Raw genomic sequence first — 7,219 nt, forward strand, 5'->3', positions numbered from 1 at the left:
GATCCCCGCCGCCATCGCCGTAGGAAGCTACGAATCTTGTGGTTGACCTTGGTCGTGGAATGAGACGCGTCGGTATCCCGTTAGCATGGACATCCGCGCTGAGCAAGACCATTTGGGAAGGTGTCATGACCGCCGACGGAGTGCCCGACAAATTCGCCACGCTCGGACTGACCTACGACGACGTGCTGCTGCTGCCGGGCGCGTCGGACATGTCGCCTGATGCGATCGACACCTCTTCCCTCATCTCGCGCAACGTGCGCGTGAACGTTCCGCTGCTGTCCGCCGCCATGGACAAGGTCACCGAGGCCCGCATGGCCATCGCGATGGCCCGCCAGGGCGGCGTCGGCGTACTGCACCGCAACCTCTCCATCGCCGACCAGGCCAACCAGGTCGACCTGGTCAAGCGCTCCGAGTCCGGCATGGTCACCGACCCGATCACGGTGCACCCGGACGCGACCCTGCGCGAGGCCGACCAGCTCTGCGCGAAGTTCCGCATCTCCGGCGTCCCGGTGACGGACCAGGCGGGCAAGCTCCTGGGCATCGTCACCAACCGCGACATGGCCTTCGAGTCGGACCGCAGCCGCCAGGTGCGCGAGGTCATGACCCCGATGCCGCTGGTCACCGGCAAGGTCGGCATCTCCGGCGTGGACGCCATGGAGCTGCTGCGCCGCCACAAGATCGAAAAGCTGCCGCTGGTCGACGACGCGGGCATCCTCAAGGGCCTCATCACGGTCAAGGACTTCGTCAAGGCCGAGAAGTACCCGAACGCCGCCAAGGACAAGGACGGCCGGCTGCTCGTCGGTGCCGCCGTCGGCGTCGCCGGTGACGCGTACGACCGCGCCCAGGCCCTGATCGAGGCGGGCGCCGACTTCATCGTCGTCGACACCGCCCACGGTCACTCCCGCCTGGTCGGCGACATGGTCGCGAAGATCAAGTCGAACTCCGGCGTGGACGTCATCGGCGGCAACGTCGCCACCCGCGACGGCGCCCAGGCGCTGATCGACGCCGGCTGTGACGGCATCAAGGTCGGCGTCGGCCCCGGCTCCATCTGCACCACCCGCGTGGTCGCCGGCATCGGCGTCCCGCAGGTCACCGCGATCTACGAGGCCTCGCTCGCCGCCAAGGCGGCCGGCGTCCCGGTCATCGGCGACGGCGGCCTCCAGTACTCCGGCGACATCGCGAAGGCCCTGGTCGCGGGCGCCGACACGGTGATGCTCGGCTCGCTGCTCGCGGGCTGCGAGGAGTCCCCGGGCGAGCTGCTCTTCATCAACGGCAAGCAGTTCAAGTCCTACCGCGGCATGGGCTCGCTCGGCGCGATGCAGTCCCGCGGGGAGCAGAAGTCCTTCTCCAAGGACCGCTACTTCCAGGAGGGCGTGGGCGGCGACGACAAGCTCATCCCCGAGGGCATCGAGGGCCAGGTGCCGTACCGCGGCCCGCTCTCGGCGGTCGTGCACCAGCTCGTCGGGGGCCTGCGCCAGTCGATGTTCTACGTCGGCGGCCGCACCGTGCCGGAGCTGCAGGACCGGGGCCGCTTCGTGCGGATCACCTCGGCGGGGCTCAAGGAGAGCCACCCGCACGACATCCAGATGACGGTGGAAGCGCCGAACTACTCCCGTAAGGGGTAGCAGCGGTTAGCGCAGGAGGCGGGTCCGGGTTTCCGGGCCCGCCTCTCGCCGTTGCCGGGGGCTCCGCCCCCGGACCCCCGCGCCTCAAACGCCGGCGGGGCTGGGTGGTGGCGGGGCTGGGTGGTGGCGGGGCTGGATCGGCGTCCGTACAGCGGTCACCGGAACGCGGGCCGCCGGGGTTCGGGGATACTGGACGGGCAGACCCAGAGGAAAGGCCACCACACGTGACTGAGATCGAGATCGGGCGCGGCAAGCGCGGCCGCAGGGCGTACGCGTTCGACGACATCGCCATCGTCCCGAGCCGGCGTACCCGGGACCCGAAGGAGGTCTCGATCGCCTGGCAGATCGACGCGTACCGCTTCGAGCTCCCCTTCCTGGCCGCACCCATGGACTCGGTCGTCTCCCCGCAGACCGCGATCCGCATCGGCGAGCTCGGCGGCCTCGGCGTGCTGAACCTCGAAGGCCTGTGGACCCGCTACGAGGACCCGCAGCCGCTGCTCGACGAGATCACGGAGCTGGACGAGGAGGCCGCCACCCGCCGCCTCCAGGAGATCTACTCCGCGCCGATCCAGGCGGACCTGATCCGCCAGCGCATCAAGGAGGTGCGCGACTCGGGCGTCGTCACCGCCGCCGCGCTCTCCCCGCAGCGCACCGCCGAGTTCTCCAAGGCGGTCGTGGACGCGGGCGTGGACATCTTCGTGATCCGCGGCACCACCGTGTCGGCGGAGCACGTCTCCGGCGCCGCCGAGCCGCTGAACCTCAAGCAGTTCATCTACGAGCTCGACGTCCCGGTCATCGTGGGCGGCTGCGCCACCTACACGGCGGCCCTGCACCTGATGCGCACCGGCGCCGCGGGTGTCCTGGTCGGCTTCGGCGGCGGCGCCGCGCACACCACGCGCAACGTGCTCGGCATCCAGGTCCCGATGGCGACCGCCGTCGCGGACGTGGCCGCGGCCCGCCGCGACTACATGGACGAGTCCGGCGGCCGCTACGTGCACGTCATCGCCGACGGCGGCGTGGGCTGGTCGGGCGACATCCCGAAGGCCGTCGCCTGCGGCGCGGACGCCGTGATGATGGGCTCCCCGCTGGCCCGTGCCACCGACGCGCCCGGCAAGGGCAACCACTGGGGCATGGAGGCCGTCCACGAGGACGTGCCGCGCGGCAAGAAGGTGAACCTCGGCACGGTCGGCACGACCGAGGAGATCCTCACCGGCCCGTCGCACACCCCGGACGGCTCGATGAACATCTTCGGCGCCCTGCGCCGCTCGATGGCCACCACCGGCTACAGCGAGCTCAAGGAGTTCCAGCGGGTCGAGGTCACGATCGCGGACTCGCAGCACAGCCGCTGACCGCTTCGCCCGTACGTCAGTACGCCGGAGGGCCGGCACCCCGCACGGGGTGCCGGCCCTCCGGCGTCGGCTCGCTCGCCGAACGTCAGTCGCCGACCTTCTTGGCCGCACCGAAGGCGGCGAAGCCGCCGATGCCGAGGAAGACGTAGGACATGAAGTCCACGCTCTCCTTCCAGAGGTCGTTCAGGCCGCCGATGCCGACCTCGCTGAACACCTCGCCCACGCCGACCTTGCCGTAGTCGGCGATCGCGAGGGCGATGAAGAACACCTGGCCGAGGTAGACGGCGCCGACGGAGAGCGCGGCGGCGACCACGGGCAGGATCGGGTTGCGGCCGCCGACCTTGCCGGCGGCGAGGCCGACGAGGAGGCCGACGCCGATCGCGGCGTAGCCGATCTCGCGGTCGATGGCGTTCATGATGCCGCCGTAGGCACCGGCCGCGACCAGGGCCGCGACGACGGCCGCGACGATGCCGAGGCCGATGTTGCCGGTGCGGGCCGGGGCCGGAGCGGGGGCCGCGGTGAAGGAGTCGGGCGCGGGCGGCGTGAAGTTCTGGCTCATTTGGGAAATCCCCCCCAGGGATGCGTGGGGCACATCTGTCCAGGGGGACGTATGTGCGAGATAAGTGACGACGCAGGCTAGCAGCCGCGGCGGACATTCACAGGGGGGATTTTCGATGCTCAGAGCCGGTGGGCCGCGCCCGCCGGGCTGGCGCCCCGGGTGTCCAGCAGCAACTGGGCCTTCACGGCCAGACCTTGAAGGTCGTACGTGCGGTGGTGCTGGAGCAGGATCGTCAGATCGGCGTTGGCGGCGGCTTCGTACAACGATTCGGCACGGGGGACCGGCTGGTCCCTGACCCGCCAGCCCGCGATGTACGGGTCGTGGTAGCTGATCAGCGCCCCCAGGTCGAGGAGGCGGCTGGCGATCTCGCGGGCCGGGGAGCCCTCCTGGTCGGCGAGGTCGGGCTTGTACGTGACGCCCAGCAGGAGCACGCGGGCGCCGCGGGCGGACTTGCCGTGCTCGTTGAGCAGGGTGGCGGAGCGCTGGATGACGTACTGCGGCATCCGGTTGTTGATCTCCTGCGCCAGGCCGACCATGCGCAGGGGGTGGCCGGGGGTGCGGGTGGTGTGGGGGAGGTAGGTGGGGTCGAGGGGGACGCCGTGGCCGCCGACCCCGGGGCCGGGGCGGAAGGCCTGGAATCCGTACGGCTTGGTCTCGGCGCAGCGGATGACGTCCCACAGGTCCACGCCGAGGTCGTGGCAGAGCACCGCCATCTCGTTCATGAGGGCGATGTTGACGTGCCGGTAGTTCGTTTCGAGGAGCTGTACGGTCTCGGCCTCGCGCAGGCCGCGGGCGCGGACCACCTTCTCGGTGAGGCGGGCGTAGAAGGCGTGCGCGGACTCCGTGCAGGCGGGGGTGAGGCCGCCGATCACCTTGGGGGTGTTGGAGATGCCGTGGGTGCGGTTGCCCGGGTCGAGGCGGCTGGGGGAGTAGGCCAGGTGGAAGTCCCGGCCGGCCCGCAGCCCGGAGCCCGCTTCGAGGATCGGGCGGAGGTAGTCCTCGGTGACGCCCGGGTGGACGGCGGATTCGAGGATCACGGTGGTGTGGGGGCGCAGCCGGGCGGCCAGCGCGCGGCCGGCCTCGCCGACGGCGGAGAGGTCCAGTGCGCGATCGGCGCCGAGCTGGGTGGGGGCGCAGATGACGGCGGTGCGGACCCGGCCGAGTTCGGCGGGGTTGGTGGTGACCCGGAAGCCGGCCGCCGACATGCGGCGGATCTCGGCGGCGGTGAGGGTGGAGTCCGTGACCGGACCGCTGTCGTAGCCGACCGTCTCGATCCCGGCGGCGACGGCCGCCTGGGCGAGTGGGAGGCCGAGATGGCCGAGTCCGATGACGGCGAGATCTGCGGGCATGGGGGTGCCGTCCCTTCCCTGGATGAGGGGGCTGCCGCGCAAGTCCTCCAGGGGGCAGGGGAGCTGGCGCAATGTCAGACTAGGCGTATATATGAAAGATATGTCGCATTCTGGGGTGAACATCACCGTTGTGTTGTCCACAGGCGGTGGCTGATGTGGGTGCGGGCGGTCAGAATCGAGAAACGGGGCATGTGAGCGGGATCTCACCGGGGATCCCAACCGCACCAACGGGAGGCAGCCGTGAGGACAGCGACACTGGGGCCGGTGCAGCGAGCCGAGGCCCTCACCCGGATGGCCGAGCGGGAGCTGGACGTGCTGGTGGTGGGCGCGGGCGTGGTGGGCGCCGGCACCGCGCTCGACGCCGTGACCCGGGGCCTGTCGACCGGCCTGGTGGAGGCGCGGGACTGGGCTTCGGGCACCTCCAGCCGGTCGAGCAAGCTGATCCACGGCGGCCTGCGGTACCTGGAGATGCTCGACTTCGCGCTCGTACGGGAGGCGCTGAAGGAGCGCGGCCTGCTGCTGGAGCGGCTCGCCCCGCACCTGGTGAAGCCGGTGCCGTTCCTCTACCCCTTGCAGCACAAGGGCTGGGAGCGGCTGTACGCGGGCTCGGGCGTCGCCCTGTACGACGCGATGTCGGTCTCCAGCGGCCACGGGCGCGGCCTGCCGGTGCACCGCCACCTGTCGCGCAAGCGGGCCCTGCGGGTGGCGCCGGCGCTGCGCAAGGACGCGCTGGTGGGGGCCCTGCAGTACTACGACGCCCAGATGGACGACGCGCGGTACGTCGCCACGCTGGTGCGCACGGCCGCGGCGTACGGGGCGCACTGCGCCAACCGGGCGAGGGTGATCGGCTTCCTGCGCGAGGGCGAACGGGTGGTCGGCGCGCGCGTGCGGGACGTGGAGGGCGGGGTCGAGTACGAGATCCGCGCGAAGCAGATCGTCAATGCGACGGGGGTGTGGACGGACGACACCCAGGCGCTGATCGGGGAGCGCGGGCAGTTCCACGTGCGGGCCTCGAAGGGCATCCACCTGGTCGTGCCGAAGGACCGGATCCATTCGAGCACCGGGCTGATCCTGCGGACCGAGAAGTCGGTGCTGTTCGTCATCCCGTGGGGGCGCCACTGGATCGTGGGGACCACGGACACCGACTGGGACCTGGACAAGGCGCACCCGGCGGCGTCGAGCGCGGACATCGACTACCTGCTGGAGCACGTGAACTCGGTGCTGGCCGTGCCGCTGACGCGCGATGACGTACAGGGCGTGTACGCGGGCCTGCGGCCGCTGCTGGCCGGGGAGTCGGACGCGACGAGCAAGCTGTCGCGCGAACACACGGTGGCTCACCCGGTGCCCGGGCTGGTGGTGGTGGCGGGCGGCAAGTACACGACGTACCGGGTCATGGCGAAGGACGCGGTCGACGAGGCGGTGCACGGGCTGGACCAGCGGGTGGCGGAGTGCGTGACGGAGGACGTGCCGCTGGTGGGGGCGGAGGGGTACCGGGCCCTGTGGAACGGGCGGGCGCGGATCGCGGCCCGGACGGGGCTTCATGTGGTGCGGGTGGAACACCTGTTGAACCGCTTCGGGTCGCTGACGGAGGAACTGCTGGACCTGATGGCCGCCGATCCGGGACTGCGGCGGCCGGTGACGGGGGCGGAGGACTATCTGCGGGCGGAGATCGTGTACGCGGCCTCGCACGAGGGGGCGCGGCACCTCGACGACGTCCTGACGCGGCGGACCCGGATCTCGATCGAGACCTTCGACCGGGGGACGCGGTCGGCGCGGGAGTGCGCCGAGTTGATGGCGCCGGTGCTGGGCTGGGACGAGCAGCAGATCGAGAAGGAAGTGGAGCACTACGACAAGAGGGTCCAGGCGGAGCGGGAATCACAGCGTCAGCCGGACGACCAGACGGCGGACGCGGCGCGGTTGGGGGCGCCCGACATCGTTCCGTTGTAACTCCGGGATGCGGAAGGGGGAACCGCGGACCCGGGGGGCCCGTCCGTTGCGGAGTGAGGAACAATGGGGGTTCTGCCGGGGTGGGTTACCGCGGGCCCCGGCCGCCGGGTCGCTCAGCCGCTGGGGCAGGCGGAGCAGCGGCAGGATTGCAGAGGGGACGCATGTCGAAGCCGGAGCACGGGACGCCTGCCGGGACGCCTGCGGCGAAGCTTGACGATGAGGGTTCGGTTTCGGCCACCGGGGCCGGGGCCGCTGCCGCTGCGCCTGCGGCGAAGCCCGGGGACGCGAAGCCCGCGGCCGCGGCTGCGGAGCCTGGGCCGGCCAAGCCTGCGGCTGCCGCCGCCGGGGCCGGGTCGGGCGAGCCCGAGGACGTGAAGCCTGCGGCTGCAA

Annotated in this window: 5 protein-coding genes; 3 read left to right on the forward strand and 2 right to left on the reverse strand. The window is 71.3% G+C overall.

The genetic code is table 11. The features are described 5' to 3' along the window. The first annotated feature begins 125 nt into the window (after positions 1–125). Positions 126–1,625 (forward strand): IMP dehydrogenase, encoded by a 1,500-nt coding sequence (gene guaB, locus ACZ45T_RS00575; RefSeq protein WP_468435892.1) that lies wholly within the window; start codon positions 126–128, stop codon positions 1,623–1,625. Positions 1,626–1,849: 224 nt separating this feature from the next. Continuing rightward, positions 1,850–2,974: a GuaB3 family IMP dehydrogenase-related protein gene (locus ACZ45T_RS00580; RefSeq protein WP_468435894.1), complete on the forward strand. Its 1,125-nt coding sequence runs from the start codon at positions 1,850–1,852 to the stop codon at positions 2,972–2,974. 85 nt (positions 2,975–3,059) lie between these two features. On the opposite strand, the gene ACZ45T_RS00585 is transcribed toward ACZ45T_RS00580, so the two are convergent. Together ACZ45T_RS00585 and ACZ45T_RS00590 are read right to left on the reverse strand one after the other, a co-directional pair. After that, positions 3,060–3,533 (reverse strand): hypothetical protein, encoded by a 474-nt coding sequence (locus tag ACZ45T_RS00585; RefSeq protein WP_468435896.1) that lies wholly within the window; start codon positions 3,531–3,533, stop codon positions 3,060–3,062. A 119-nt stretch (positions 3,534–3,652) separates the two neighbouring features. Continuing rightward, positions 3,653–4,882 carry a nucleotide sugar dehydrogenase gene (locus tag ACZ45T_RS00590; RefSeq protein WP_468435898.1) on the reverse strand — a complete coding sequence of 410 codons (1,230 nt, stop codon included), beginning with the start codon at positions 4,880–4,882 and terminating at the stop codon, positions 3,653–3,655. 240 nt (positions 4,883–5,122) lie between these two features. Between ACZ45T_RS00590 and ACZ45T_RS00595 the strand changes: the two genes are divergently transcribed. After that, on the forward strand, positions 5,123–6,829 hold the full coding sequence (locus ACZ45T_RS00595) for a glycerol-3-phosphate dehydrogenase/oxidase (protein WP_468435900.1): 1,707 nt from the start codon (positions 5,123–5,125) through the stop codon (positions 6,827–6,829). Positions 6,830–7,219: the final 390 nt, after the last annotated feature.

Source organism: Streptomyces sp. NPDC030995, assembly GCF_055571215.1.